Annotated in this window: 23 protein-coding genes; 7 read left to right on the top strand and 16 right to left on the bottom strand. The window is 47.1% G+C overall.

Features of this window, described 5'->3' with window-relative positions:
• Positions 1 to 36: 36 nt before the first annotated feature.
• Positions 37 to 501: a sensor histidine kinase gene (locus tag D791_RS18715; protein ID WP_051513925.1), complete on the top strand. Its 465-nt coding sequence runs from the start codon at positions 37 to 39 to the stop codon at positions 499 to 501.
• A gap of 3 nt (positions 502 to 504) precedes the next feature.
• On the opposite strand, the gene D791_RS18710 is transcribed toward D791_RS18715, so the two are convergent.
• Together D791_RS18710 and D791_RS18705 are read right to left on the bottom strand one after the other, a co-directional pair.
• The gene (locus D791_RS18710) at positions 505 to 1,218 is read right to left on the bottom strand and encodes a methyl-accepting chemotaxis protein (RefSeq protein WP_081763673.1); all 714 of its coding nucleotides are present in this window, start codon (positions 1,216 to 1,218) and stop codon (positions 505 to 507) included.
• Positions 1,212 to 2,489: a HAMP domain-containing protein gene (locus tag D791_RS18705; RefSeq protein ID WP_051513918.1), complete on the bottom strand. Its 1,278-nt coding sequence runs from the start codon at positions 2,487 to 2,489 to the stop codon at positions 1,212 to 1,214. The genes D791_RS18710 and D791_RS18705 overlap by 7 nt, the downstream gene beginning before the upstream one ends.
• A 641-nt stretch (positions 2,490 to 3,130) precedes the next feature.
• Here D791_RS18705 and D791_RS01530 point away from each other — a divergent pair.
• The 4 genes from D791_RS01530 (at position 3,131) to D791_RS01515 (ending at position 7,391) form a co-directional block, all read left to right on the top strand.
• The gene (locus tag D791_RS01530) at positions 3,131 to 4,381 is read left to right on the top strand and encodes an ABC transporter substrate-binding protein (RefSeq protein ID WP_036506825.1); all 1,251 of its coding nucleotides are present in this window, start codon (positions 3,131 to 3,133) and stop codon (positions 4,379 to 4,381) included.
• 118 nt (positions 4,382 to 4,499) lie between these two features.
• A complete protein-coding gene (locus D791_RS01525) occupies positions 4,500 to 5,402 on the top strand; it encodes a carbohydrate ABC transporter permease (protein WP_036507345.1) in 903 nt (300 codons plus the stop codon).
• On the top strand, positions 5,392 to 6,270 hold the full coding sequence (locus tag D791_RS01520) for a carbohydrate ABC transporter permease (protein WP_036506822.1): 879 nt from the start codon (positions 5,392 to 5,394) through the stop codon (positions 6,268 to 6,270). The genes D791_RS01525 and D791_RS01520 overlap by 11 nt, the downstream gene beginning before the upstream one ends.
• Positions 6,271 to 6,281: 11 nt before the next feature.
• The gene (locus tag D791_RS01515) at positions 6,282 to 7,391 is read left to right on the top strand and encodes an ABC transporter ATP-binding protein (RefSeq protein WP_036506819.1); all 1,110 of its coding nucleotides are present in this window, start codon (positions 6,282 to 6,284) and stop codon (positions 7,389 to 7,391) included.
• Positions 7,392 to 7,469: 78 nt separating this feature from the next.
• Here D791_RS01515 and D791_RS01510 read toward each other — a convergent pair whose 3' ends face one another.
• The 8 genes from D791_RS01510 to D791_RS01475 all read right to left on the bottom strand — a co-directional run bounded on the left by D791_RS01510 (position 7,470) and on the right by D791_RS01475 (position 16,519).
• Positions 7,470 to 8,402 carry an AraC family transcriptional regulator gene (locus tag D791_RS01510; RefSeq protein WP_081763671.1) on the bottom strand — a complete coding sequence of 311 codons (933 nt, stop codon included), beginning with the start codon at positions 8,400 to 8,402 and terminating at the stop codon, positions 7,470 to 7,472.
• Between the two features lie 110 nt (positions 8,403 to 8,512).
• The gene (gene xylB / locus D791_RS01505; protein WP_036506816.1) at positions 8,513 to 10,012 is read right to left on the bottom strand and encodes a xylulokinase; all 1,500 of its coding nucleotides are present in this window, start codon (positions 10,010 to 10,012) and stop codon (positions 8,513 to 8,515) included.
• Between the two features lie 11 nt (positions 10,013 to 10,023).
• Entirely contained in the window at positions 10,024 to 10,725 is a 702-nt protein-coding gene (locus tag D791_RS01500) for an HAD family hydrolase (protein WP_051513915.1), read from the bottom strand.
• A gap of 6 nt (positions 10,726 to 10,731) precedes the next feature.
• Positions 10,732 to 12,204, bottom strand: coding sequence for a mannitol dehydrogenase family protein (locus tag D791_RS01495; RefSeq protein WP_036506813.1), 1,473 nt, complete (start codon positions 12,202 to 12,204; stop codon positions 10,732 to 10,734).
• Between the two features lie 25 nt (positions 12,205 to 12,229).
• Positions 12,230 to 13,330 (bottom strand): ABC transporter ATP-binding protein, encoded by a 1,101-nt coding sequence (locus D791_RS01490; RefSeq protein ID WP_036506809.1) that lies wholly within the window; start codon positions 13,328 to 13,330, stop codon positions 12,230 to 12,232.
• 12 nt (positions 13,331 to 13,342) lie between these two features.
• Complete coding sequence (locus D791_RS01485; protein ID WP_036506806.1) at positions 13,343 to 14,176, bottom strand: carbohydrate ABC transporter permease; 834 nt, start codon at positions 14,174 to 14,176, stop codon at positions 13,343 to 13,345.
• A 16-nt stretch (positions 14,177 to 14,192) separates the two neighbouring features.
• A complete protein-coding gene (locus D791_RS01480) occupies positions 14,193 to 15,035 on the bottom strand; it encodes a carbohydrate ABC transporter permease (protein WP_237748481.1) in 843 nt (280 codons plus the stop codon).
• A gap of 167 nt (positions 15,036 to 15,202) precedes the next feature.
• A complete protein-coding gene (locus D791_RS01475; protein ID WP_036506801.1) occupies positions 15,203 to 16,519 on the bottom strand; it encodes an ABC transporter substrate-binding protein in 1,317 nt (438 codons plus the stop codon).
• A 544-nt stretch (positions 16,520 to 17,063) separates the two neighbouring features.
• Between D791_RS01475 and D791_RS01470 the strand changes: the two genes are divergently transcribed.
• The gene (locus D791_RS01470) at positions 17,064 to 17,888 is read left to right on the top strand and encodes an SDR family NAD(P)-dependent oxidoreductase (protein WP_051513912.1); all 825 of its coding nucleotides are present in this window, start codon (positions 17,064 to 17,066) and stop codon (positions 17,886 to 17,888) included.
• Positions 17,889 to 18,004: 116 nt separating this feature from the next.
• On the opposite strand, the gene D791_RS01465 is transcribed toward D791_RS01470, so the two are convergent.
• The 6 genes from D791_RS01465 to D791_RS01440 all read right to left on the bottom strand — a co-directional run bounded on the left by D791_RS01465 (position 18,005) and on the right by D791_RS01440 (position 23,615).
• A complete protein-coding gene (locus tag D791_RS01465) occupies positions 18,005 to 18,934 on the bottom strand; it encodes a DHH family phosphoesterase (RefSeq protein ID WP_036506799.1) in 930 nt (309 codons plus the stop codon).
• A gap of 152 nt (positions 18,935 to 19,086) precedes the next feature.
• Positions 19,087 to 20,016, bottom strand: a complete 930-nt coding sequence (folD, locus tag D791_RS01460; protein WP_051513909.1) for a bifunctional methylenetetrahydrofolate dehydrogenase/methenyltetrahydrofolate cyclohydrolase FolD — start codon at positions 20,014 to 20,016, stop codon at positions 19,087 to 19,089.
• On the bottom strand, positions 20,013 to 20,879 hold the full coding sequence (gene purU, locus D791_RS01455; protein ID WP_036506797.1) for a formyltetrahydrofolate deformylase: 867 nt from the start codon (positions 20,877 to 20,879) through the stop codon (positions 20,013 to 20,015). The genes folD and purU overlap by 4 nt, the downstream gene beginning before the upstream one ends.
• A gap of 134 nt (positions 20,880 to 21,013) precedes the next feature.
• On the bottom strand, positions 21,014 to 21,814 hold the full coding sequence (locus D791_RS01450) for a PAS domain-containing protein (RefSeq protein ID WP_051513907.1): 801 nt from the start codon (positions 21,812 to 21,814) through the stop codon (positions 21,014 to 21,016).
• A complete protein-coding gene (locus tag D791_RS01445) occupies positions 21,811 to 22,491 on the bottom strand; it encodes a response regulator (RefSeq protein ID WP_036506794.1) in 681 nt (226 codons plus the stop codon). Before D791_RS01445 ends, D791_RS01450 begins: the two co-directional genes overlap by 4 nt.
• A complete protein-coding gene (locus tag D791_RS01440) occupies positions 22,488 to 23,615 on the bottom strand; it encodes an ATP-binding protein (protein ID WP_051513904.1) in 1,128 nt (375 codons plus the stop codon). The genes D791_RS01445 and D791_RS01440 overlap by 4 nt, the downstream gene beginning before the upstream one ends.
• Before the next feature lie 340 nt (positions 23,616 to 23,955).
• Between D791_RS01440 and D791_RS01435 the strand changes: the two genes are divergently transcribed.
• A complete protein-coding gene (locus D791_RS01435; protein WP_036506790.1) occupies positions 23,956 to 25,323 on the top strand; it encodes an NAD(P)-binding domain-containing protein in 1,368 nt (455 codons plus the stop codon).
• Positions 25,324 to 25,359: the final 36 nt, after the last annotated feature.

Here is a 25,359-nt window from a genome sequence, read left to right as displayed (position 1 = left end):
AGTGAACTTGAGCATTTGGTTCAAGGAGCTCTGGAGTTGGCACGTGGTAGCGACTTGAACGAGCCAACATCGCGTATGGATGTGAATGCATTAGTCCATGCGATCCAAGAGGAGGTGGCCGTCTTAAATAAGACAGTCCATATAGATGCACCTGCGCAGGTGCAGTTGATCGGACGCCCAATCGCCTTTAAACGTTGCTTGTCGAATCTCATTCATAATGCGGTTTTTTATGGTTCAGAGGCATGGATCACGCTCAACGAAACCCCCGATGCATTTTTAATTACCATCCTCGATAATGGGCCGGGCGTCCCTGAAGAGGAGTTGGCACATATCTTTGAACCCTTTGTCCGTTTGGAGACATCTCGCAATCGCAATACGGGCGGGCATGGTCTGGGAATGACAATTGCCCGCAATATTGTTCATACCCATGGAGGTTCGATTCAATTAAAGAATGAACCCGGCATGGGTTTGAAAGTCGACATTCAACTCGATAAAGCCTAAATACTAGGCTTTAAACTGGCTCACCAACTGATTTAATTCCTTACCCAAACGGTCCATTTCCAGAGCCGACTGAGATGACCCTTCTGCCGACAAAGCAGACTCTTCCGCGATGTGTCGTATACGATCCACGCTGCGCGTAATTTCATGAGACACCAAGCTTTGCTCTTCAGCCGCACTGGCGATTTGAGTGGTCATATCCTTAATGGTTTGCACACGCGTCATAATCATGTTTAAGGCTTCATTTGCGGCGGCTACTTTTTCTACTGTAGATTCACTAGACGCTTTGCACTTATGCATTTTCAACACCACCAGTTCAGTGCCTTTTTGCACATTATCGACAAAAGACTGCACTTGCACCGTTGAATCCAGGGTTCGTTTTGCCAAGGTTCTCACTTCATCGGCAACCACTGCAAATCCACGTCCACTCTCACCCGCTCTCGCCGCCTCAATCGCTGCATTCAGTGCCAATAGATTCGTTTGATCGGAAATGCTTTTGATCACCTCTAACACCTGTCCGATGGATGCCGTATGACTTCCTAACGACTCGATGCCATCCGCCATTTCTTTAAGCTGAGCCGCTAAATCTTGGCTGCTGTTAATCATCTGATTAACCACTTGTTTGCCTTCATTTGCATCTTTGTCTGTTTGTTCAGACAACACCTGTGCTTCTGCGGCACTTCGTGCAATATCTGCAACGGTGCTCTCCATTTCTACCATGCTGTGGCCACTTCGATGGTTTCACTCTTTTGCTGATGGGTTCCCTCTTGGGTTTTCAATGCAACCTTTGTCAGCTTGTCAGAAGCAGACTGCAGTGTATCGGAACTCTCTCTGAATTGATTAACAACGGGCTGCAAGGTCGCTAAGAATTCGTTGATGTTTCGGGCTAGAACCCCAACCTCATCACGTGTTGTAACAGGCAAGCGCTGGTGTAAATCACAGTTTTTCGCCCTCAGACTTGTCACCAAATCCGATAATACACGACTGGCTGCAAGAAGCGGTTTGACGACACTTCGAGTGATAAAATAGGCAATTGCCGAGCCAATAATGGCTGCGATTGCCACCAGTAGCATCATGATTACACTGCTGGATTGAATCTGAGCTTGGGTCCGAGCGCCTTCTTGCTCTAAATGATTAAAAATATCGAGCTGTAAACCATATGCGGCATCGGTTAGCTGAGTTCCCTTAGGCAAGATGGAATCATTCAAAATGGCTTGATAACGCTCAGCGAGTTGAATCATCTGCGCGAAGGCTTCTTCATACTCAGACCAGGTACTGACCAACTCATCAATTAAGGCACGGGTATCCAATCCCGCAATCTCAGCATAGTCTTCAATGGTAAAGCGGGCATCTTCAATTAATAACCCTGCTTCACGCTGAAAAGCTGGATCCATGGTAATGGAAAACAACCCTACTTGCGTACTGGCATTCAAAACACTGCCTTGTGCAGCCACAGCCACTCGAACCTCTGTCAGGCGACCACTGACCAATGCGGTTTCGACCAAGCGTTCTATTTCACGCCGTGCGGCAGGGCCCAGCTCACTTAATAGACGCACGCGCAACGCCATCATTTCTGTTTGCACAGGAACTAACTCTTGAGAAAAATGACGACCGAACGTTTCATGCTGTTGAGACAACGCTTGCAACATGGCACGGCGTTGAGGGTTTTTAAAGTAGACGTCCGCCTCTTGAAGCAAACGTTGGGTCTCTTTTTGTTCAGTATTGAAGATCCGCGCATCCTCAGGCGAACCACTGGCTCTAAAATTGTATAAGGCTAAGCGCTCATTAAAAATAGAACGCATGACTTCCGTTGCACGCCCCGTATTTGGAACCATATCATCGGTAATGATACGGGTTGTTTGGCTCACACTGCTTAAATTGTATACCGCATAAGCTCCCACCATTACCATAAAAAACAGTAAAAAAGCTGGGGCGATAAGTGATTTCAGCAATATGCCAAACGAGGTTGATTTCACGTTATTATTATTCATCTAATCTTGCCTTTTTTATAAAGAAGCCACTCAAAATCATGACTCAATGCTAAGAGTTTATAGCAATAACAGCGCCAAAAACAAAATAAATACAGGATATCAATCAGTTAAAAATAACAAGAATCGATTTTAAACACGCCCTCTTTAAAAATAGATGCAAATCCACCCATTTGCACATTCTGAATCAATATAAAATGGGTGAAAATCCACCACTCTTAAAAAAAGCCATCGAACATCCTTTCTTGACTACCATAAACCCTTAAATTTTTTATGTTATTTATTCAATAAAGCTGACAAAACACAACCTTCCTCACTTCGAGATTGAAGACATCAAGAGTTGCAAAAAACTAGACCAAAAAATCATTACAATATCGTTACAATAAACACAAAATGCAACATACGTGTTACATAATTAATGAAACCACATTTTGAAAAATTAATATTTTTTATATAAATCATTAATTTAGAACATATCTAATTTAGATAAAGATAGTTAATAACGTATTCATGTTACACTTAGTAACCTTATCTTACGTGTATTTGTCAGTTGGAAGCATTAGATTTGAAGCTGGGTTTGTTAGTTAGATTTTGTATAAGTCTTCATAGCACTCGATAACAAAAATAATGCAGAGGTTATTTCCATGAATTTTAGAAAATCCATGCTCACTGTCGCACTGACTTCAAGCGTTGCATTCACCGCTCAAGCAGGTGAAGTTGAAGTTCTACACTGGTGGACATCCGGTGGTGAAGCGGCAGCCGTCAGTGTACTCAAGTCAATGGTGGAAAAAGAAGGACATACCTGGAAAGACTTTGCGGTTGCTGGAGGCGGCGGTGAAAACACCATGACCGTTTTACGTGCACGCGCCGTATCAGGCAACCCACCATCTTCAGCTCAAATCAAAGGGCTTGAGATACACGAGTGGGCGGATCTGGGTTTTTTGAGTAGTCTCAACACGGTTGCCGAGTCCGAAGGTTGGAAGGATGTTTTACCTGAGATGGTGAGTAACATCATGCAATTCGACGGCGAGTTTGTTGCCGTGCCTGTGAACGTCCATCGTGTAAACTGGATGTGGGCAAATCCTGCCGCGTTTGAAAAAGCCGGTGTCGAACTGCCAACCTCTCTTGATGAGTTATGGGCAGCTGCGGATAAACTCAAAGCTGCGGGCATCATCCCCATTGCTCATGGCGGGCAAGCTTGGCAAGATGCAACAACATTTGAATCCATCGCACTGAGCTTAGGCGGACCCGAGTTCTTCGTTAAAGCCTTTGTTGAGCATGATCCCGCCGCTCTGCAAAGCGACACAATGATCGAAGCCTTTGAGCAATTCAGAAAAGTTCGTGAGTATTTAGATCCAGGCTTCCCTGGCCGCGAGTGGAACATTGCGACCTCGATGGTCATTCGTGGTGACGCCGCTATGCAGTTTATGGGGGATTGGGCGAAGGGCGAGTTCTCGGCCGCTAATATGCAGCCCGGAACAGACTATTTATGCCTACCCTTCCCAGGCACAGAGAATATGTTCACCTTTAACATAGACTCACTGGCCATGTTCAAGCAACGCAGTGCCGAAAATATCGAGGCGCAAAACACCATGGCGCGTCTCGTATTGTCGCCTGAGTTCCAAGAAACCTTCAACATGAACAAAGGCTCAATTCCTGTTCGTCTTGATCAGGACATGAGTGGCTTTGATGCATGCGCACAAGCCTCAATGGATACATTTAAATCAACATCTGCCTCCGGCGAAGGGCTTGTCCCATCGATGGCACACGGTATGTCGACGACATCCGCTGTACAGGGTGCTATCTACGATGTTACCACCACCTTTTTTAACAGTTCTATGACCGCTCAAGAAGCAACACGCCAACTGGCGTCCGCAATACGAGCGGCTCAATAAGGAACGTCAACTTCGCCTCTTTTACCCTTGGGTAAAAGAGGTCACTTTGCTTCACACTGCTCTAAACAGGTAATACATTATGTCTGAATCCAAGACTGCTGACTTAACATCAGTTGCGATGACGCCTAGGCGCAATTCACGTATGGGCGATACACTCGCCTACTGGATGCCCAAGTTGGTTTTATCGCCTACACTGATCATCGTTCTCGTATTTTTTTACGGGTTTATTCTTTGGACAGGCTACCTGTCTTTTACAAACTCCAGAATGTTACCCAGTTATGATTTTGTTGGATGGGCCAACTACGTTCGCTTATTTAATAACGAACGCTGGTTTGTATCCTTACGTAACTTAGCGGTGTACTCTGTTCTATTTATTGCAATCTGTTTGGCGATTGGCTTGTCGTTGGCCATTCTACTGGATCAAAAAATTCGCGCTGAAGGGGCGTTACGCACCATTTACCTGTACCCAATGGCCCTGTCATTCATTGTCACCGGTACCGTGTGGAAATGGATGCTCAACCCTCAGGTGGGCATCGAACAGTTTGTACGCAGTTTAGGTTGGGAAACCTTCCGCTTTGATTGGTTGGTCGACCCGAACTTCTCAATTTACACCATTGTTGTCGCCGCCGTCTGGCAATCCTCAGGCTTTGTCATGGCCTTGTTCTTAGCTGGCTTACGCGGGGTAGATGACAGCATTATCAAAGCAGCCCAGATTGATGGCGCCAGCCGCTTTATGATCTACACCCGCATTATCATTCCAAGTTTACGCCCTGTGTTTTTTAGCGCCTTTGTCATGCTGGCGCACATTGCGATTAAATCCTTTGACCTTGCGCTAGCCCTTACTGGTGGTGGCCCAGGCGTTAGCTCTGATTTGCCTGCCATTTTTATGTATCAAATGTCATTTACTCGTAACCAAATGGGCTTAGGTGCCGCATCTGCAATGATCATGCTACTGACGGTCGTTGCCATCTTAGTGCCTTACCTTTACTCCGAGCTGAGGACTAAAAAACATGAACACTAATCCGAATCGTCGATATGCCGACATTACAGGACGCGCTCTACTCTATGCCGTACTTGGGATTATGGCGATTTACTACCTGTTACCTTTGGCATTAATGATTGTGACCTCGTTTCGCTCAATGGATGAAATCCGTATGGGCCAGCTCATCGATTGGCCCACACAGCTCAACCTGGATGCGTGGCGAATTGCCTGGAGTGAAGCTCAAATTGGTGCGCGCTCTGAGCGAGGACTGCAACCCTACTTTATAAACTCGATGCTTATTACCTTACCGGCGGTTGCCATCTCAACCCTCATGGGCGCTGTTAATGGTTATGTCCTCAGCTTCTGGCGTTTTCGGGGCAGCAATCTCTTTTTCGGGCTTTTGCTATTCGGATGCTTCTTGCCCTTCCAGGCCATTTTGCTCCCGCATGCCAATGTTCTAGGACGCATGGGCATCAGCGGCAGTATTACGGGTCTGATCTTCACACACGTTGTCTATGGGCTTGCATTTACGACACTGTTTTTCCGCAACTATTACGTCACCCTCCCCAGTGAATTAATTAAAGCCGCCCAATTGGACGGTGCGGGATTCTGGCGTATTTTCTGGCACATTATATTGCCTCTGTCAACTCCGATTCTAACCGTGTGTGTCATTTGGCAGTTCACTCAGGTCTGGAACGATTTCTTATTCGGCGTGACCTTTTCTGACCCGTCTTCTCAACCTGTCACCGTCGGTTTAAACAACCTAGTGAACAGTTCAACGGGGGAACGGCGTTATAACGTCGATATGGCGGGCGCCATCATTGCGGCATTACCCACTTTATTGGTGTATGTCATTGCCGGAAAATATTTTGTACGCGGCCTAACGGCTGGCAGTGTTAAGGGTTAGGAGCTTAGATTATGGCGAGTTTAAATATAACAAACGTTGAGAAGTCCTTCGGTCACACCCATATTCTCAAAGGCATTAACATGGACATTCAGGATGGCGAGTTCATTATCCTGGTTGGACCATCAGGGTGCGGTAAGTCAACGCTGATGAACTGTATCGCCGGGCTTGAAGACGTCACAGGTGGACAGATTTGCATTGAAGACCACGATATCACAGGGGTATTACCCAAGGATCGAGATATAGCCATGGTGTTTCAATCTTACGCCCTTTACCCCAATATGAATGTCCGTAAGAACATCTCCTTTGCGCTGGAAATTCGTAAGCTGCCGAAGGCAGAGATCGAGCGTGAAGTTGAGCGGGTTGCAAAGCTTTTACAAATTGAGCATTTGTTAGACCGTAAACCCGGACAGCTGTCAGGCGGACAACGCCAGCGTGTTGCCATGGGACGTGCCTTAGCTCGTCACCCAAAAATCTATTTATTTGATGAGCCTCTTTCAAACCTCGATGCAAAACTGCGTGTTGAAATGCGTACCGAAATTAAAAAACTACATCAACGCCTTGGCACCACAATCGTGTATGTCACGCATGATCAAATTGAAGCCATGACGTTGGCTGATCGTATCGCCGTCATGAAAGATGGACATATTCAGCAGTTTGGTACACCGCAAGAGGTCTATGATAACCCAGCCAATCGTTTTGTTGCAGGCTTTATGGGGTCCCCGTCCATGAACTTTATCGATACGGAGCTGGTGAATCACGAAGGTCAAGTCTGTGTTAAGCTCTTGGTCATGGATCAACTCCACTATTTACCGACGCCCAGCTCAGAACGTGGATTGCTAGAGCGCGTGGGTCAAAAGGTCGTATTGGGGATTCGTCCTGAACAAATCACGCATGTCATCCCCCACTACGCTTCCAACCCATCGACCTTCATTGTCAAGGCTAAAATTGACGTGATTGAGCCGACGGGGCCAGACACCTTGGTACTGGTTAAAATGAATGAACAAGAGGTGAACTGTCGTGTGGAGCCTCATGAGGCAGGCAAACCAGGAGAAACGATGTCACTCATGATTAATATGAGTAAAACCGTTTTCTTTGACCCGATAACAGGTGAGCGCTTGTAAGCTCATCCATCCGCCATCATCCACTGCGACAGAATGGCGGCTACCGGTACGAAGAGCCAAAAAGTAGGAAGCCAAGGTTTACGCCTTGGCTTTTTCTTTGGACGGCTGATAATAGCGTAAACTCGCTTGTCGGCGATAATCGGAAGGCGTCATTTCTTTTAAGCTAAAGAAACGCCGATTAAAATTGGCAATATTGTTAAAGCCCACTTTAAAACAAATATCCGTTATAGAATCCTCTGTTTCGATCAACTGCTCGCAGGCACGATTAATTCTGAGATTATTGACGAATTCAATAAATCCAATACCTGTGCTGCGCTTAAAAAACTTAGAGAAGTAATTCGGCTTCATTTTTAATTCGGCCGCAACATCATCTAAGGACAGCCCAACTTGGTAGTGGCGCATAATATAATCTACCGCGATATTAACCCGATCAATCGCGTGCTCATCCAGCAGTGGATCAAACGACGTTGAAGACAACAATCGTGTTTTTTTAGCCTGGATTAATTTCTCCATAATTGAGAAAAAAATAACCACTCGACTGAAACCGGATGCGTGCTCCGCACGGACCAATAAGGGCTCTATTTCCTGTGCCAAACTCTGTTCAAATAAAACACCAACACTGGCCTGTTTTAGCAACCGATCCAACTGTGAAAATTCGGGCATAATCCGTCGACACTGTTGGATAAAATCATCCGAGAATTGAATCACCCGATCCCGCACCGGTGGAACCTCTGCCTCTGGTTCAATAGCGCTTATCCAGTTATGCGGCAAGTGTGGTCCGGTTAAAACCAACTGCATAGGGCCAAAATTACCGATATAATCGCCAACAAATACTTTACCTGTCGTCGCTACAATTAAATGTAATTCGTATTCTTTATGACAGTGCCAACGAATAAGCGGGGAATCGGCACCGTGTTGTAAGTAGCGAATTGAACCGTGATAAAAGCTTTCAGGGAGCTCTAGCTCCAGCTTAAACGTCGTATCCAGCTGTGGATCGTGGCGGGTTCCCATACATACCTCGTTACACTTAGACATCGTTGTTTTTATTATGACTTGCCTAGCAGCCTGTTGGACTTAGCACTGATCTACTGCGGAAAAGTCCGACAGGCTGCTTACCCATCTTACAGCGTCAACTCAGGGAATTGGAATCGTAACCTATGTTGATAGGTCTGATACGCTTCATGGTAAGCCTCTCCTTTTTCTGAGCAGGGAACAACACGCGTGGACTCATCTAAAGCGACCAGACGAGCCGTCAACTCCGTTAAGTTCACTGGATCTCCTTGACGATGATGATCAGCCCATAAGGCTTGAATGGCCGCCCCTAGTGCAGCACCCTCAGCGGCGGCAGGACAGACTATTTCAACCCTCAACAAATCGGCCAATAGCTGTCGCCAAAATGTATTTTTAGCCCCTCCACCTGTCACACAAATTGATTGTGGCCTAAGCCCTGCCGCTAACAAACAGTCTAGGCCATATTTCAAACCGTAGGATATTCCTTCAAAGACCGCACGGCTCATATGAGCAGACGTGAGGTTAAGCGGCGTCATACCCAACAACTGCCCTTGTGCCTGAGGCAAATTTGGCACACGCTCACCATTCAAAAAGGGTAAAAGCGTCAAGCCAGAGGCACCAATCGGTGCAGACGCGGCCATATCCGTGAACTCTGTGATACTCAGGTTGAGCAGCTGTCGCATTTGCTCAACCACTCCTGTCAAATTCATCGTACAGATCAAGGGTAGCCAACCATTCGTCGATGAGCAAAAGTGAGCAATGGAAGGATGTAAACCATCGTAATGCGTATTCAAATGAGCACTTAAGGTCGCAGAGGTGCCTAGACTAAGGGTCATGCGCCCTTCTTGCACATTGCCTGTCCCAATCGCAGCCATCATATTGTCACCGCCACCAGATGACACCCATACATCGGCACTCAGACCTAGACGTTTCGCTACTTCTGGCCTCACCTTACCTAACATTTGCTGGTTATCAATCACGTCCGGAAGTGCATTGCGTAAATGACTGGCATCTGGAATCAGTTCAAAGACGTCAGGGCACCAACCACGGCGACGCACATCAAAATACCCCGTACCCGAGGCGTCGCCTGCCTCCGTCATACATTGGCCCGTTAACCAGTAATTCAAAAAATCATGGGGTAGCAGCAGGTGCGCGATACGCTTAAAATCACTGGGGTGATACTGCTGCATCCAGGCTAACTTGGAGAGGGTATAACCCGTTGTAACCACCAACCCCAGCCTTTGCATCGAGCCGTCATCACCGCCAAGCGCCTGCAATAGTTCTGCATTTTGCGGTGCTGTCTCAGTGTCACACCACAATTTTGCGGGGCGAATCACCTGCCCTTGCGCATCTAACACCACTAAACCATGCTGCTGACCGGACACACCTATCGCACGTATTGACGATGGATTAATAGCGGCCTTGTTGACCGCCTGCCAATAGGCCTGCTCAAGCGCCAAAATCCAGTCCTCAGGATTCTGCTCGCGCTTACCCTTTGCATCACTGATCAACGAATGGGGTGCGTGCCCTTGTGCAATCACCTCTTCTTTTTCAGCATCTAGAATGACAACCTTGGTGCTTTGCGTACCACAATCTATGCCAAGGTACATAAAGAACTCCTTTACCCTTTTACATCAAATAAACAGGACACATCCTCAGAACGAATCCATTCAAGACTTTGCAGCAATGATGCATGCTGATAATCCGCGATTGAAAACTGCTCTGGACGAGGATGATGGGGATCAGGAACCGCAATCGCACTCATGCTGGCGGCTTTTGCGGCAATCACACCATTGACGGAATCTTCCCATACCCAACACGCATGCACTGGGCTGGATAAGCGTTGCGCGGCCAGCTCAAAAACAGCCGGGTGCGGTTTTGATGCGGGTACCTCTGTGCCCGAGGTCATGCTGGTAATGGGCAGCTGGTGCTGTTTAACCACCGCCTCAATAAAAGCCATCGGTGAGGATGACGCAATGGCCATCGGCACTCTTGTCTCAGCTAGATACTCAAGTAAATCACGCGCACCGGGCATGAGCGGTGCTGAACGGATATTGCTCTCCATGCGGGTCAATAACTGCTCCAATAGAGACTCAACCTTAAGATTGGCGTTGGCAAAACGCGCCACCATCCCTTCACAAAAAACACGACTGCTGCGTCCTTGAAAACTCAGAAGGGTTTCATTCGATAACTCCTCCCCGACCAACTCCCAAATAAGCTCACGCTCTGTTCTCATCCACACGGGTTCAGAGTCGATTAATAAGCCATCCATATCAAAAATAATGGCGGGGGTTTGAGGTTGAGAGAATCTAACCGTTGACATAGGTAATTATCCGATCAGTTGTTTAAGCGTTGCTCTCACGCCTTGTGTTTGCAAGCGTGACAGTTGAGTTTGATAGGCCTCAACAAACGCGTTTGATGAGGGCAGATCGTCACCAAATATATCGTATATTTCAAGCATTTGTGTGACACACGTCTCTGGCTGAGCAATTGCACGCTGCAAAATTGCTAATTTCGGGTCCAAAATGGGATAGGTTTGACCTAATTCATTTTTTCCATGCAGATAGTGTGTCCAAGCTGCGACAATCAAAGCTACGCGCTCCAAAGGTTTATTTTCAGCAATCAATCCGCGCAATGTCGGAAACACAAACTTAGGGAACTTCGCGGCGGCATCTGAACAGATTCGTGTTAACTGATCGCAAATTGCAGGGTTGGAGAAACGCTCAATTAAGGTCTGCTTGTATTCCGTTAAATTAATGCCCGGCACCTCGGCCAATAAAGGGGTGACATCATGATCCATGTAATTTTCGACAAAACGACGAAGATCCTCATCCTCCATGGTTTGATGCGCAAACTCGTATCCTAATAGAGTTCCTAAAAACGTCATGGCGAGATGACTGCCATTGAGCAAACCAATTTTCATCGTCTCATACGGGGTGACGTCCTGTGTGAACTGCACACCCACCACTTCCCATTCAGGACGGCCATTGCAAAATTTATCTTCCACGACCCACTGTAAAAAAGGCTCGGCGACAACTGGCCATACATCCTCTACTTCGGTGCTGTCAAATAACTGCTGTTTATGTGCCTGACTTGTCATGGGAGTGATGCGATCCACCATGCCATTGGGGAAGGTGACATTGTCTGCAATCCAATTCATTAACTGGGTATCCAGCAAAGAGGCATAGCCTAAAACAGCCTTTCGAGCCACATCTCCGTTATGAGGCAGATTGTCGCAAGACATCACCGTAAAAGGTGGAATACCTGCTTGCATCCGACGCTTTAATCCTTGGCAGAGTAAACCCACTAGGGTTTTGGGGGCGTCAGGCTGGGCCAAGTCTGCCAAAATATCGGGATCCTGATCTTTAAACTTACCAGTGGTGTCGTCTGTAAAATAGCCACCTTCTGTCACCGTCAACGACACAATACGAATATCAGGATCGCTAAGGCGTTGAATAAATGCGTCTACTGAATCTTGCGCGAGTATAAATTCTGTAATAACGCCCACAACTTGCGTCTTAACCTCATTGCCTGCGCCAAGCTCTATTAATGTATACAGGTAATCCTGAGACTCAAGAGCCTCTTTCATTGCGCGGTCGGACTCCCTAACGCCAGCACCGCAAATCCCCCAATGCAGGGCCAACCCTTGATTCAAGAGAGCTTCGGTGTAAATGGCTTGATGGGCACGATGAAAACCACCGACTCCGATGTGCAAAATACCCGCGCGACAAACCAAACGGTCATACGTAGGACTGATCATGCTGGCAGGTAAATCAGCAAGATGTTGTTGTGATAACTTCATATTAAATCCCTAATGTATCATCGAGTTAAAGAGGTGTTGTGATGAGAGCCAGCGTGCGATCTTGATCATCGAATAGATGACATTGCTGAACATCCAACTCCAATCCTATGTCTGAACCAAACTTCATCTGAAAATGGCCCGCTGCTCGGACTGTTAAAACCTCCTGATCGGCTGTCTCGACGTAACAAAAGGTGTCGGCACCGAGATGCTCTGATACGGTCAGCTTCGCTTTAAAAGTAGAATCACTGGCCGCCGTGATACGCAAGTGCTCGGGTCGAACACCCAGCGTTACACGACTGCCTCTTTGTAAATGCTCCCCCTTCACCGCAATCTCAACTTGGTGACCACAAGACAATGAAACAAGCACACCACCTGCATTAACGGATTCCACCTTCGCCTTTAAAAATCCCATTTTAGGTGTGCCAATAAACCCAGCAACAAAGCGATTCACGGGGTGATGATAGAGCGTTAACGGACTGCCCACCTGCTCCACTCGCCCTGCATTTAAGACAACCACTTTATCCGCCAGCGTCATGGCTTCAACTTGATCATGTGTTACATAAATCATGGTCGCATTCAGCTCTTGATGCAGACGTGCCAATTCCAGACGCATTTGGACTCTAAGCGCCGCATCAAGATTGGATAAAGGCTCATCGAACAAAAAAATCTTAGGGTGGCGAACAATCGCACGCCCTATCGCGACCCGTTGACGCTGTCCCCCTGACAAGGCTTTCGGTTTACGTTCAAGCAAGGGCTCTAACTCCAGTATTCTGGCGGCCTCATTGACCTTAGCCTCCACCTCTTTTTTATCGATGCCAGCTAAGTCCAGTGCAAATGACATATTTTTACGGACCGTCATATGCGGATACAACGCATAGGTCTGAAACACCATCGCCAAATCACGCTTAGCGGGTGCTATGTCAGTAATCTCTTTATCGTCTAAGTAAATGTGACCGCTGGTCACCTCCTCAAGACCCGCGATTAAACGCAATAAGGTCGACTTACCACAGCCCGACGGCCCCACAAATACGACAAACTCGTGATCACGAATGTCGAGATCGATCCCTTTAATGATTTCGAGACCTTCAAACACTTTTTTTAGATTTTTTATTGTCAGATCAGACATACGTCACCTCAATTATTTGACCGCGCCAAACGATAAACCACGAACCAGTTGCTTTTGACTAAACCAGCCAAAAATGAGAATCGGCGCGCAGGCCAAGGTCGATACTGCAGATAGTTTCGCCCAGAACAAACCTTCTGGACTGGAGTAAGATGCAACCAATGCGGTTAAGGGGGCTGCAGACGATGCGGTTAAATTCAATGACCAGAAGGCTTCATTCCAACACAGAATCAACGACAGCAATAAAGTTGAAGCAATCCCACCTTTAGAGATAGGCAATAACACCCGCAGTATTTCTTGCATGGGTGTCGCACCATCAAGACGGGCAGCCTCTAGAATATCCTTGGGTATTTCCTTGAAGTAGGTGTACAGCATCCAGACCATGATCGGCAGATTGATCAAGGTGTAAATCAAAATCAGGCCCGTGCGTGTATCCAAAAGACCCACATCCTTAAAGATCAGGTAAATTGGAACCAGTACCCCGACCGGAGGCAGCATCTTGGTCGACAACATCCAAAGCAAGGTTCCTTTGGTACGCTTGGTTTCAAAAAAAGCCATGGAATACGCGGCAGGAATAGCCAAGAGCATGCCTAAAAAGGTCGCCCCAAAGGACACCACTACCGAGTTCATTGCGTAGTGAAAATAGTTACTGCGACTATCAACCTGAATATAGTTTTCGAAGGTTGGTGTAAAAAAGAGTTGTGGCGGCGATGAAAAGGCATCCAACTCGGTTTTAAAACTGGTCAGCAGCATCCAAAAAATTGGAAAGAAGACAAGGAGCGCGACAATCCACGCAAGACTGCCCAATAAGAAAGTGCGTAACTGACGGGTTTGTTTTAATGTAAGCATTGTTTTTTTCCCGCTATTAATGTTTTTCAGTCAGGCTTTTGCCAACGATTCGAATCAGCATAAAGGCGGCAATGTTGGCAATGACAACGGCAATCAGTCCACCTGCGGATGCCACACCTACATCAAACTCAAGCAAGGCTTGGGTGTAGATCAAAAACGCCAGATTGGTGGTTTCGTAACCCGGACCTCCACCCGTGGTGGTAAATATTTCGGCAAAGATCGCCAGCAGAAAAATAGTCTCAATCATGACGACCACAGCAATCGGGCGCATCAGGTGAGGCAAGGTAATGTGCCAGAAAATCGCGATAGGACCGGCCCCGTCTAAACGTGCGGCATCTTTTTGTTCTTGATCCAATGACTGCATGGCGGTCATCAACATCAGCACAGCAAATGGAACCCATTGCCACGAGACAATCATAATAATGGCGCCTAAGGGATAATGGGTGAACCAGTCAATCGGCGTTGCACCGAAGAAATTCCAAATGGCAGCAAACACACCCGAGACAGGATTTAATAAAAGATTTTTCCAAACCAAGGCCGAAACAGTCGGCATAATAAAAAAGGGGGAAATTAATAAAACTCGAACAATCCCTCTCCCCCAAAACATGTTATCGACCAAAATAGCAATGAGCACGCCCAACACCACACTGATCAACAACACAGAACCCACTAGCCACAAAGTGTTGGTTAAACCCGCGGTAAAACCCGCATCCGTCATAAAGTAATAATAGTTTTCTAAGCCAACAAACCCTTCATCACCTGGGTACAGGAGGTTATAACGAATAAATGAAAAATAGATTGTCATCGACAGAGGGATAATCATCCATGCAAGCAACACCACTACAGAGGGTGACACCATCGCTAGACTTATCTTGCTTTTACGACGACGTTGACTTTGGACTGACTGCGAAGACTCTTCAGCCTGGGCCGAATGTTCGACTGGCAAACTTGACGTATTCATACGGAGTGCTCTTTAGATTTCTTATTATAAAAGTGCCAGAGGCGACCCCTCTGGCACTTAAACAACTACTTGTGATAGCCAGCGCGCGCCATCGACCGCTGTGTGGCCGCTTGGGCACTGCTTAATGCGGCTGCAACGCTGCTTTGCCCCGCTAACGCACCTGCAAACATGCGTCCGACTTGAGTCCCTATCGCCTGAAACTCAGGAATAGCCACAAACTGAACACCTGTATAAGGCGACGGTTTTAGGGTTGAATTTACAGGGTCAGCCTTATTCATAGATTCAAGCGTGGTTGTGGCAAAGCTTGCCGCCTCCAAATAGGCGGGGTTTTCATAGGTTGATTGACGTGTGCCAGGCGGGATATTGGCAATCCCATAGCGCTCGGCCACCAAATCACTGTAGGCTTTAGACGTTGCCCAAGTAATAAAGGTTTGTGCTGCTTCTTTTACGTTAGAACTTACCGGAATCGCTAAACTCCAGGCCCATAACCAGCCTGCGCCCTGCTCAGTGACTTGCATTGGCGCTAATGCAAAACCTATGTGCTCATGCACGCTGCTTTGTGAAGGATCGGTCACAAACGAACCCGCGACAGTCGCATCGACCCACATGGCACACTTGCCCGAGTTAAACAGAGCAAGGTTTTCATTAAAGCCATTTGAAGATGCACCTGGCGGGCCATAGTTGCCCAGTAAATCAACATAAAAACTTAACGCATTTGTCCATTCCTCACCTTCAAATTCAGCCTGCCATTTTTCATCAAACCAACGGGCACCAAACGCATTTGCAACTGTGGATATTAAAGCCATGTTTTCGCCCCAGCCAGCTTTGCCACGCAGGCAAATACCATACTGCTCTTGCTGAGGTTTGTGCAGCGCAACAGCGTAGTCTCGGATTTGATGCCAAGTTGGGCGATCTGGCATGTTCAGCCCCGCCTCTTCAAACAGGTCTTGACGGTAATAGGTCATTGAACTTTCAGCATAGAAGGGCAAGGCATAAAGAGCGCCCTCATGCGATAAACCCTCCCTAACGGAGGGAAACAAATCATCCACATCATAATCATCAGGAAGGTTTTCAAGCGAAACCAGCCAGTTTTGCTTTCCCCAAATAGGGACTTCATAACTGCCAATCGTCATCACATCAAACTGACCACTGCCTGTGGCAATATCGGTAGTAAGCCGTTGACGCAATATGTTTTCTTCAAGCACAACCCACTGCAATTTAATATCAGGGTGCGCTGCTTCGAAAACAGGCGTGAGTTCTTGCATACGGATCATATCGCCATTGTTAACCGTACCAATAGTCACCGTCGTCATCGCTTGTGCTTGTAGGGTTGTGAAGGCAATTGACGCTGCAAGTAATGTTGGAACAAAACTACGTTTCATGAGAAGTCTCTCCATTATCTGACGCAAGTCGTCAGTGGGTTTGTTATATTTTTTGTGTGTCTTCTGTGATGGCTTTGGCTACACCGAAGAGAGAGCTTAGGTATTACACTCTCTGCTCGAAAGATAAACAAATCTTTATTTCACCAATTATATGTACTTTTTTGCACAAGCTCATTTTACTCAACCCGAAAAACCCTTTTCAAAAAAACCAAAAAAACAATTAATTATCAAATACATATGATTAAAAACCAATTAAACCCACCTAAAAAATAATATAAAAAGCCCTAGTACCTCATGAAAAAAGCTATCACATAGATTAAGCCTATTAAGAGGAATCCCCACCCCACCCAAACCTCATTGACAGATGTCGCACTCTTAAGAAAAGCAAAAAAGTATCGAAACCACTCACTTTCGCGCGTGGTTTAAACACCTATTTTTAGCCAAGATGTGTGAAGAGGTTTGAAAAGAGATTCGAAAAATCGATCATTAATTCGCACAGCGAATTAAGCCCACCACAATAAAAACAGACTCAGCGAAGGATACTATGGACGCTAATGCCACTCATGCTCACCCAACGGCCATTGATTTTCATGGAAAAACAATTGTGATTACCGGAGCTGCGGGAGATATAGGTTTTGCCACCGCGCAGTATTTAGGACACTTAGGGGCACGTATAGGCTTACTTGATCTAGACCCAGAAAAAACCCAAGCCGCTGCAAAGACGCTAACACAACAAGGGATCACAAACGCTTATTTTATTGCAGATGTAACGAATCCAGAGCAAGTCAAAAATGCCATAGATCACTTGAGCCATACACTGGGCCCTATCCATGGACTTTTTAATAATGCAGGTTATCAAGGGCATTTTTCGCCAACACACACCTACCCGCTAGACGACTTTAATAGAGTCATGCATATCAATGTAACGGGGGCATTTACCGTCATGAGTGCGATTGCACGACATATGATCACTCACGGAGGTGGCGCAATCGTAAATACAGCGAGCATGGCCGCTGTAGGGGGGCCACCCAATATGATCGCCTACGCAACTTCAAAAGCCGCATTAATCGGCATGACACAGACGGCCTCGAAAGACTTAGCACCCTACCAAATACGCGTGAATGCGATCTCACCTGCTTATATGGGGCCAGGGTTTATGTGGACACGTCAAGTGGAATTACAAGCCGCTGCAGGCAGTCAATATTTTGATGCTTGCCCTGATAACGTCGCAGAGCAAATGATTCAATCCATTCCCATGCGTCGATACGGACATATTAATGAAATCGTGGGGGCGGTTGCGTTTTTATTGAGTGATACTTCAAGCTATATCACCGGAGTCAATCTGCCTATCTCCGGTGGTATTCTTTAGTGGTTCCTGAGTGGTTATAGACCCTGCTTTGGTAGAACGAACAGCCATTACACGCAACACAAAGGATCAAGACAAACCCGCGAACCTCTATATCCAGATTCGCGGGCTCTCAAACATCAACCATCCGCATTGATTTTGACAATCATTTCCTGAAGCTTAGCTTGCGCTTCATCATTGCCCACTTGGCATGTTCCAGCATTGAGGTGCCCACCACCGCCGTAGGCAAGGCAGAGTTCGCCCACATTGGTTTTCGAGCTGCGATTTAGAATGGATTTCCCTACGGCAAACACCGTATTTTGTTGCTTCAATCCCCACATAACATGGATTGAAATATTGGTATCCGGATACATGGCGTAGAGTGTAAAGCGATTCGTCGCGTAAATCGTTTCTTCATCACGCAGATCGACGACGACCAGGTTCTGGTAAATCCTGCAGCAACGTGTCAGCTGCTCTCTGGCTTTTTCAGCATGGTCAAAGTAAAGATCCGTTCGCTCTTTCACATCCGGTAACGCTAAAATCTCGGTGATCGTATGGTTCCGGCAATAATCGATCAGTTGCATCATCAACTGATAGTTTGAAATTCGAAACTCTCTAAAACGCCCCAATCCTGTGCGGGCATCCATAATAAAGTTCAGCAACACCCAGTCTTGGGGATTTAACACTTCGTCTTCACTGAATTGAGCCGCATCGCCTTTGTCAACGGCCTCCATCATTTCATCCCAATGCACGGGAAACGCATCATGACCACCGTAGTATTTCCAAACCACGCGTGCTGCAGATGGAGCATCTGGATCAATAATATGTTGTTCAGCGCGATCTTTATTACGCAGTGTTTCACTTAAATGGTGATCAAACGCCAAATGACAGCCAGGGACATAGGGTAAATTGGTGGTAATGTCCTTGCCCGTAATATCAATTTTACCGTCCTGCATATCTTTTGGATGGACAAAAAGAATGTCGTCAATCAAATCGAGATGTTTAAGCAGCGCAGCACACACCAGTCCATCGAAATCACTACGGGTTACAAGGCGGAATTTTTCTGACATTGGAAACGTCCTAAAGGCAAGGTTGAGTTCAGTCAAAATACTAGACGCAAACCCAGCACGGCTTGCCGAGTTTACGCCGTCTTGAAGGGTATTAACCTTATGCCAAATGCTGTCAACTAACAACTCCTTAAAGCGATTAAAACGCAGCTTCTTTAAGGAGATTCTCTCGATCCGTCCACCCTATTCATGGATACGAGCGCGTGTTGCCTTTGTGCTGCCTCCACCGTGTTCGACATAAGCATGGCAATGGTCATGGGGCCCACGCCACCAGGAACTGGCGTAATCGCTTCGACGCTATCCCACACGTCCGCATAGTCGACATCTCCTACCAAGCGTGTGCTGCCGTCTTTTTCGACACGATTAATACCGACATCGATAACAATGGCTCCTGGCTTAACCCAGTCTTGTTTGATCATTTCCGGACGCCCCACAGCCGCAACCAGAATATCCGCCATTTGACACAAAGACTGAATATCACGAGATTTTGAATGAACCAGCGTCACCGTACAGTTGGCTTGCAAAAGCAAAGCGGCCATAGGCTTACCCACTATATTGGAGCGCCCAACGACGACCGCATGCATTCCTGACATATCAGAACAAACATGCTTTAACAAACGCATACAACCGGATGGCGTACAGGGTTGTAACACGGATCGCCCTTGACTCAAGCCACCCACATTGGAGCTGTGAAACCCGTCCACATCTTTAATCGGCTTGATGGCTTCCAGCACTTTAATTTCATCAATCCCCTTAGGAAGCGGCAACTGCACAAGAATCCCCTGCACCTTTGCGTCCTCATTCAGGGACTCGATCAAGGATAACAACGTCTCCTCTGACGTGTGTTCCGGAAGATAATGCTCAACAGACAGAATGCCGACGTCGGCAGCACGCAGAAGTTTGTTTTTCACATAGACTTGGCTCGCGGGATCCTTCCCGACGAGCACCACGGCTAAGCATGGCTGAACACCCTGCGCTTGCAGCTGACTCACTTGCTCTGCCACCTCTGACAATACTTGTGCGGAGATGGCTTTTCCATCAATTCGTTTATCAGTAGCGAGAATGGCTTGTGTTTGACTGTTCACCGGAAAATCACCGTTTTATCTTGATTAAGGAATACGCGATACTGTAAGTGATATTTTACCGCTTTTGACAGAGCAACCGTTTCGGTATCGCGACCAATATTAACTAAATCTTCAGGTTTGTAGCCATGATCCACGCGCTGAACCTCTTGTTCAATAATTGGACCCTCATCTAGATCGGAGGTCACATAGTGCGCCGTTGCGCCAATCAATTTGACACCGCGATCAAAGGCTTGATGATACGGCTTTGCGCCTTTAAAGCCCGGTAAAAATGAATGGTGAATATTAATGGCTCGACCCGACAGTTTTTTACACAGATTGTCAGACAAGATTTGCATATACCTTGCCAGCACCACTAAGTCTGTCCGGCTTTCTTCAATAATTTTCATTAACTCCTCTTCTTGTTGGAGCTTGTTTTCTTTCGTCACTGGCAAGTAAATAAAACGAATGCCTTCCCTCTCCGCCATAGGGCGCAAATCCAGATGATTCGACACGATGGCCGTAATCGTCATATCCATTTCACCCTTATGGTATCGATACAATAAATCAGCCAAACAGTGGTCGAACTTACTGACCATTAACAGCACACGCATGGGTTGATCGCTGCTGTGCAACTCCCAACTCATACTAAACTTTTTAGCAACATCGACAAATCCTTGCTCAATGACGGCAATATCGCCTTCAAAGCCTTGATTAAAACGAAACACCGCGCGCATAAAAAAGGTGCCACTGAATTCATCGTCAAATTGTGACATTTCGCTGATGTAGCCATTATTTTCAGATAAAAAAGAGGCAACAGCTGCAACAATACCTGACGTGGCCGGGCAGCTAATCTTAAGAATGTAGTGATTTTGATCATGTTGCATGGTGAGCCCTCAATTGTAAGTCATCGCTAAATATAAAATTATCTACAGGAATAAAATATTCTTAAATTCACTTTATAGGTGATAGCAACCCTCCAGTCAATACTGATAGGAAATATATTATCCTTATGGGAATATTATAGAGATTGCTTCACGTCCATAATCATTCCTTCGATCCCTAACACTTCTCCGTTGTTTGCATAAATGCCACTGCCGCGCTCATGAACGGTTTTTAACTGCCCATTCGCACATATCAAGCGATAATTCACTTGAAAAGGAAGACGCTGATTCAATCCAATTTGAACGGCAGACCAGACAGCCTCTTGATCATCAGGGAAAATAAGCGAATCAAATGTCACCTCTTGGCTGTCGACCAACTGCTCTGGCCGAAAGCCGGTCAAATGAACGGCCCCCTCACTCACGTACTCCATGGTCCAATGCCGATTATTGCGACAGCGATAAATCATCATGGGCAAGCCATCCACTAAATTACGCAAGCTGCGATGACGTGCCGCCAATTGCTGCTGTTGATGAACCTGATGCGTTGCATCATCCAGGGACACCATAAAACCCTGTGGATTGCGTCTCAATTTTACTTCGAGCCATCTGCGCTCACCCGATGGCATTAAACCGCGTAGCTGCAGGTGTCGCCAACTGCCTTTAGGCTCTGAACGTAATTGCGACAAGGCTTCCTGCCAACGAGGGCGATCTTCAGGATGAAAAAAGCCCGCATGCGAGCGATAAATGCCATTGCGATAGGGATAACCCATGAGCTCCTCCCATCCTTTATTCAGCTCTTGTATCGCACCGTCTACATCCAACTTGGCTAAGGCCAAGGGCAGATACTCGAAATCCTGATTCAGCTGTGCATTCACTCTTCCGAACAAACTCGCCATTTTCTCGTACCCTTGGTCCAAGTGCGCCATTAGCTTTTTCATCCCACTTGCCTCTCTGACGAAATGCCCCTTTCCAAAAAACCGCATCGATGCGCCCAAGCCGCTAACTCCAGTCGAGAATGCAGATTCAGTTTGCTCAATAAATGTTTCACGTGAATTTTGACCGTGCCATCACTGATTCCTAAGGCACGTGCAATCAACTTATTGCTCATGCCCTCGGCGATCAACCTCAGGGTTTGACACTCGCGCTCGGTTAACTCCACCTGATCGACGCACTTTCCCGCCACTTGACTTAAAGATGCACGCCCCGAATCGTGCAGTTGCATCTTAGGGTCCAAGAGTAAGCACTGTTTAGAACAGCTCATTAATTGTTGGACCAGTGCTTCTGGCTCCGTGTGTTTTAATAGGTAGCCATCGGCTCCCATGCTTAACGCCATCAGCAAGTCCGCTTGTGCATCCGACGCTGTTAACACGATGATCAGAGCATCCGGCAAACAGGCTTTGAAACGCTTGAGTGCCTGCATGCCTCCCATCCCGGGCATATGCAAATCGAGTAACACAATATCCGGTATCAACGCCTCCGCTAGCGTCAAGCCCTCCTCTGCTGAGGCAGCCGTCCCCAGAACAACAAAACCTTCGACGGCATTCAATAATTCGGCCAACCCTTGGCGCATCAAGGCATGATCATCAATCAACAATAAGCTCAGGGGTCGGCTCATAACGCTCTCCAGAGTAACTTAACGCGTGTACCGCGTGTTGCCTTCGACTCGATACTGAGTTGAGCGGGTATTGTGTTGGCGCGCTCTCTCATCATTTTTAAGCCAAAATGACCTTCCTGCTTTTCGGCATCTTCAGATAAGCCGACACCATCATCTTCAACACACACCTCAAAACGCTGATCTTTAAGCATCTTGAGCGTGATCAAAACATGCTGGGCATGTGAATGACGGACGACATTAACCAAGGCCTCGCGCAGGATATGCATCACTTGCAATTCGGTTTCGGCCCGCATACACCCCACGGGCAAGCGGTTATCCAATTCAAATACGCAGCGACTTTGGCGAGAAAATTCATCCACTGCCGCTTCTAACGCCATATGCAAACTTCGACCTTCTAAGGTTAACCGAGACAGGGAAATTAACTCACGTACCTGTCGGTGTGCTCGTTGTACATTGTGCCGAAGATCCTTAAGCATATGGCTCGCCTCAGCGGCTTGCTCTGGGTTTTCGATCACGCTCGCCAGGCGACTCATGCGTATTTGCAAATAGCTAAGCTCTTGCGCCACAGAGTCATGCAGCTCTCGCGATAAAAGCGCCCGCTCTTCCATCAACGCCGCCTCACGACGCTGGCGCTCATCCAACACTAGACTGAGCGTCTCACTCAAAACCTTACCGACTTCCCGTAATTGTCGCTTTTGTGCCGTTCGTGGCGAATGCAAAAACTCCATCACCAGCACCCCCTGCCCACCGTGCCCATCTCGCACCCCACAGGCCAACCGATGCTTGCCCATACGTATGCAGGGAATACAGGTATTCAACTCACCGACATCAGGCCAGTCACCTTGAGGCGACAGATAAGGACAGTTTAGGTGCGGATGACAAAGTCCCTCTCGTCCCACCTTAGTTAGCGTTTTTTCCGTTTGCAACATCAAGGTTGCTCCTGATGATTTCAGCTGCACCTCCAGTCCTTCCAGCCAAACGGCGAGCGCTTCGTCTAAATTCACATGCCGCAAAAGACCCAGCGGTAAATCAACCAGCCAAGGATGCTGCGGCTTATCCTCGCTCTGACTTCGCCCCCAAGCAGACTTGATGACGTTCCACTTTGCGCTTATCTCAAATGGCATCCTGACCTCGACTCTGGGTTAAACAGTCACAGGAGGTAGCAATTTTTATGCCCTTACGCAGGCCGATTTAACTGAGATTTTAACGACCAACTCTAAACCATTAAGAAATTTAGTTTCTTTACAGTAAAAAACATATCCTCTCAGATTCCTCCTTTTTAAAGGTCAATTCTGTCGCACTTAAACGGAGCAATCCTGCCTTGGATGCCTTGAGATAGTGCCACAGGGCCATTTTTCCGGGCTATATCTCAAAAGAGATAGCCACAAGAGGAGAGTTTCAGCCGCCAAAGACGAGGTTAGGATCGAGCCTATGTTTGAAATCATCTAGAGTTTGGAGAGCAACATGAGTAAACGTGTCGCGATTATAGGCGCAGGCCCATGCGGTCTTGCACAACTACGAGCCTTTCAATCTGCTGCCAGTCAGGGCGCAGACATTCCAGAGCTAGTCTGTTTTGAAAAGCAGACGGATTGGGGAGGGATGTGGAACTACACCTGGCGAACAGGTGTTGATGAGAATGGCGAGCCTGTGCACGGCAGCATGTACCGCTATTTATGGTCAAACGGCCCGAAAGAATGCCTGGAGTTTGCCGATTACACTTTTGATGAGCATTTTGGCGGACCCATTGGCTCTTACCCCCCGCGTGAAGTCCTGTGGGACTATATCAAAGGCCGCGTCGAAAAAGCCGGTGTCCGAGACTATATACGTTTCAATACAGTTGTCAGACAGGTCACCTATGATGACACATCCAAAACCTTTACGCTGACTGCTCACGATCATACTGAGGATCGTGTGTATTCAGAAACCTTTGACTATGTCGTCAACGCCTGTGGCCATTTTTCAACGCCCAACGTCCCCTACTTTAAAGGGTTTGAAGCCTTTGGTGGCCGTATCCTGCATGCGCATGACTTTAGAGATGCGCTTGAGTTCAAAGATAAAGATATCTTGGTGGTTGGCAGCAGCTATTCAGCTGAAGACATCGGGTCTCAATGTTACAAATATGGCGCTCGCTCCATCACCAGTTGCTATCGCAGCGCGCCAATGGGTTATAAGTGGCCAGAAAACTGGGAAGAAAAACCCCTGATTGATCGGGTTGAAGGTCACCAGGTTTGGTTTAGCGATGGCAGTCATAAAACAATTGATGCCATCATTCTCTGCACGGGCTATAAGCACCATTTTCCATTTTTAGGGGATGACCTCAGCTTAAAAACCAACAATCGTCTCTGGCCGTTAAAGCTCTACAAGGGTATTTTTTGGGAAGACAACCCGCAGTTTCTCTATTTGGGCATGCAGGATCAATGGTACTCCTTCAATATGTTTGACGCGCAAGCCTGGTATGCGCGAGATGTCATCTTAGGGCGCATTACACTCCCCAGCAAAGAGGAAATGATCGCCGATAATTTAGCTTGGCGAGCCAAAGAAGAAACCTTGGAAACCGCGCAAGAAATGTTTGAGTTCCAAGGCAGCTACATTCAAGCCTTAATTGATGCCACCGACTATCCCAGCTTCGACATCTCAGCTGTCAACAAAACCTTTCTGCAGTGGAAGAAAGACAAATATGAAGACATCATGGGCTATCGAAATAAAACCTATCGCTCACTCATGACAGGCACTCAAGCCACGCCACACCATACACCTTGGCTAGAGGCACTGGATGATTCACTGGAGGCCTACCTAAAAACCGAGGCGGCTCCCTTAAAGTCGGCAAGCTAACCGACGTCAACGCTCTTCAACGCTGGCTTTGTCGTG

Origin of the sequence: Nitrincola nitratireducens, assembly GCF_000585235.1 — a bacterium.
Taxonomy (GTDB): domain Bacteria; phylum Pseudomonadota; class Gammaproteobacteria; order Pseudomonadales; family Balneatricaceae; genus Nitrincola; species Nitrincola alkalisediminis.
The sequence above is the reverse complement of the archived record's forward strand: the minus strand, read 5'-3'. Positions and strand labels throughout refer to the sequence as shown.

What these genes read in the sequence shown, in the direction of transcription:
- D791_RS01470 (WP_051513912.1), top strand. Translation starts at nt 17,064, where the DNA reads ATGGACGCTAATGCCACTCATGCTCACCCAACGGCCATTGATTTTCAT.
- D791_RS01515 (WP_036506819.1), top strand. Translation starts at nt 6,282, where the DNA reads ATGGCGAGTTTAAATATAACAAACGTTGAGAAGTCCTTCGGTCACACC.
- D791_RS18710 (WP_081763673.1), bottom strand. Translation starts at nt 1,218, where the DNA reads ATGGTAGAAATGGAGAGCACCGTTGCAGATATTGCACGAAGTGCCGCA.
- D791_RS01475 (WP_036506801.1), bottom strand. Translation starts at nt 16,519, where the DNA reads ATGAAACGTAGTTTTGTTCCAACATTACTTGCAGCGTCAATTGCCTTC.
- D791_RS01530 (WP_036506825.1), top strand. Translation starts at nt 3,131, where the DNA reads ATGAATTTTAGAAAATCCATGCTCACTGTCGCACTGACTTCAAGCGTT.
- D791_RS01435 (WP_036506790.1), top strand. Translation starts at nt 23,956, where the DNA reads ATGAGTAAACGTGTCGCGATTATAGGCGCAGGCCCATGCGGTCTTGCA.
- D791_RS18705 (WP_051513918.1), bottom strand. Translation starts at nt 2,489, where the DNA reads ATGAATAATAATAACGTGAAATCAACCTCGTTTGGCATATTGCTGAAA.
- D791_RS01445 (WP_036506794.1), bottom strand. Translation starts at nt 22,491, where the DNA reads ATGAGCCGACCCCTGAGCTTATTGTTGATTGATGATCATGCCTTGATG.
- D791_RS01450 (WP_051513907.1), bottom strand. Translation starts at nt 21,814, where the DNA reads ATGAAAAAGCTAATGGCGCACTTGGACCAAGGGTACGAGAAAATGGCG.
- D791_RS01490 (WP_036506809.1), bottom strand. Translation starts at nt 13,330, where the DNA reads ATGTCTGATCTGACAATAAAAAATCTAAAAAAAGTGTTTGAAGGTCTC.
- D791_RS01440 (WP_051513904.1), bottom strand. Translation starts at nt 23,615, where the DNA reads ATGCCATTTGAGATAAGCGCAAAGTGGAACGTCATCAAGTCTGCTTGG.
- purU (WP_036506797.1), bottom strand. Translation starts at nt 20,879, where the DNA reads ATGCAACATGATCAAAATCACTACATTCTTAAGATTAGCTGCCCGGCC.
- xylB (WP_036506816.1), bottom strand. Translation starts at nt 10,012, where the DNA reads ATGTACCTTGGCATAGATTGTGGTACGCAAAGCACCAAGGTTGTCATT.
- D791_RS01485 (WP_036506806.1), bottom strand. Translation starts at nt 14,176, where the DNA reads ATGCTTACATTAAAACAAACCCGTCAGTTACGCACTTTCTTATTGGGC.
- D791_RS01525 (WP_036507345.1), top strand. Translation starts at nt 4,500, where the DNA reads ATGACGCCTAGGCGCAATTCACGTATGGGCGATACACTCGCCTACTGG.
- D791_RS01465 (WP_036506799.1), bottom strand. Translation starts at nt 18,934, where the DNA reads ATGTCAGAAAAATTCCGCCTTGTAACCCGTAGTGATTTCGATGGACTG.
- D791_RS01500 (WP_051513915.1), bottom strand. Translation starts at nt 10,725, where the DNA reads ATGTCAACGGTTAGATTCTCTCAACCTCAAACCCCCGCCATTATTTTT.
- D791_RS01510 (WP_081763671.1), bottom strand. Translation starts at nt 8,402, where the DNA reads ATGGGAACCCGCCACGATCCACAGCTGGATACGACGTTTAAGCTGGAG.
- D791_RS01520 (WP_036506822.1), top strand. Translation starts at nt 5,392, where the DNA reads ATGAACACTAATCCGAATCGTCGATATGCCGACATTACAGGACGCGCT.
- D791_RS01480 (WP_237748481.1), bottom strand. Translation starts at nt 15,035, where the DNA reads ATGGTGTCACCCTCTGTAGTGGTGTTGCTTGCATGGATGATTATCCCT.
- D791_RS01495 (WP_036506813.1), bottom strand. Translation starts at nt 12,204, where the DNA reads ATGAAGTTATCACAACAACATCTTGCTGATTTACCTGCCAGCATGATC.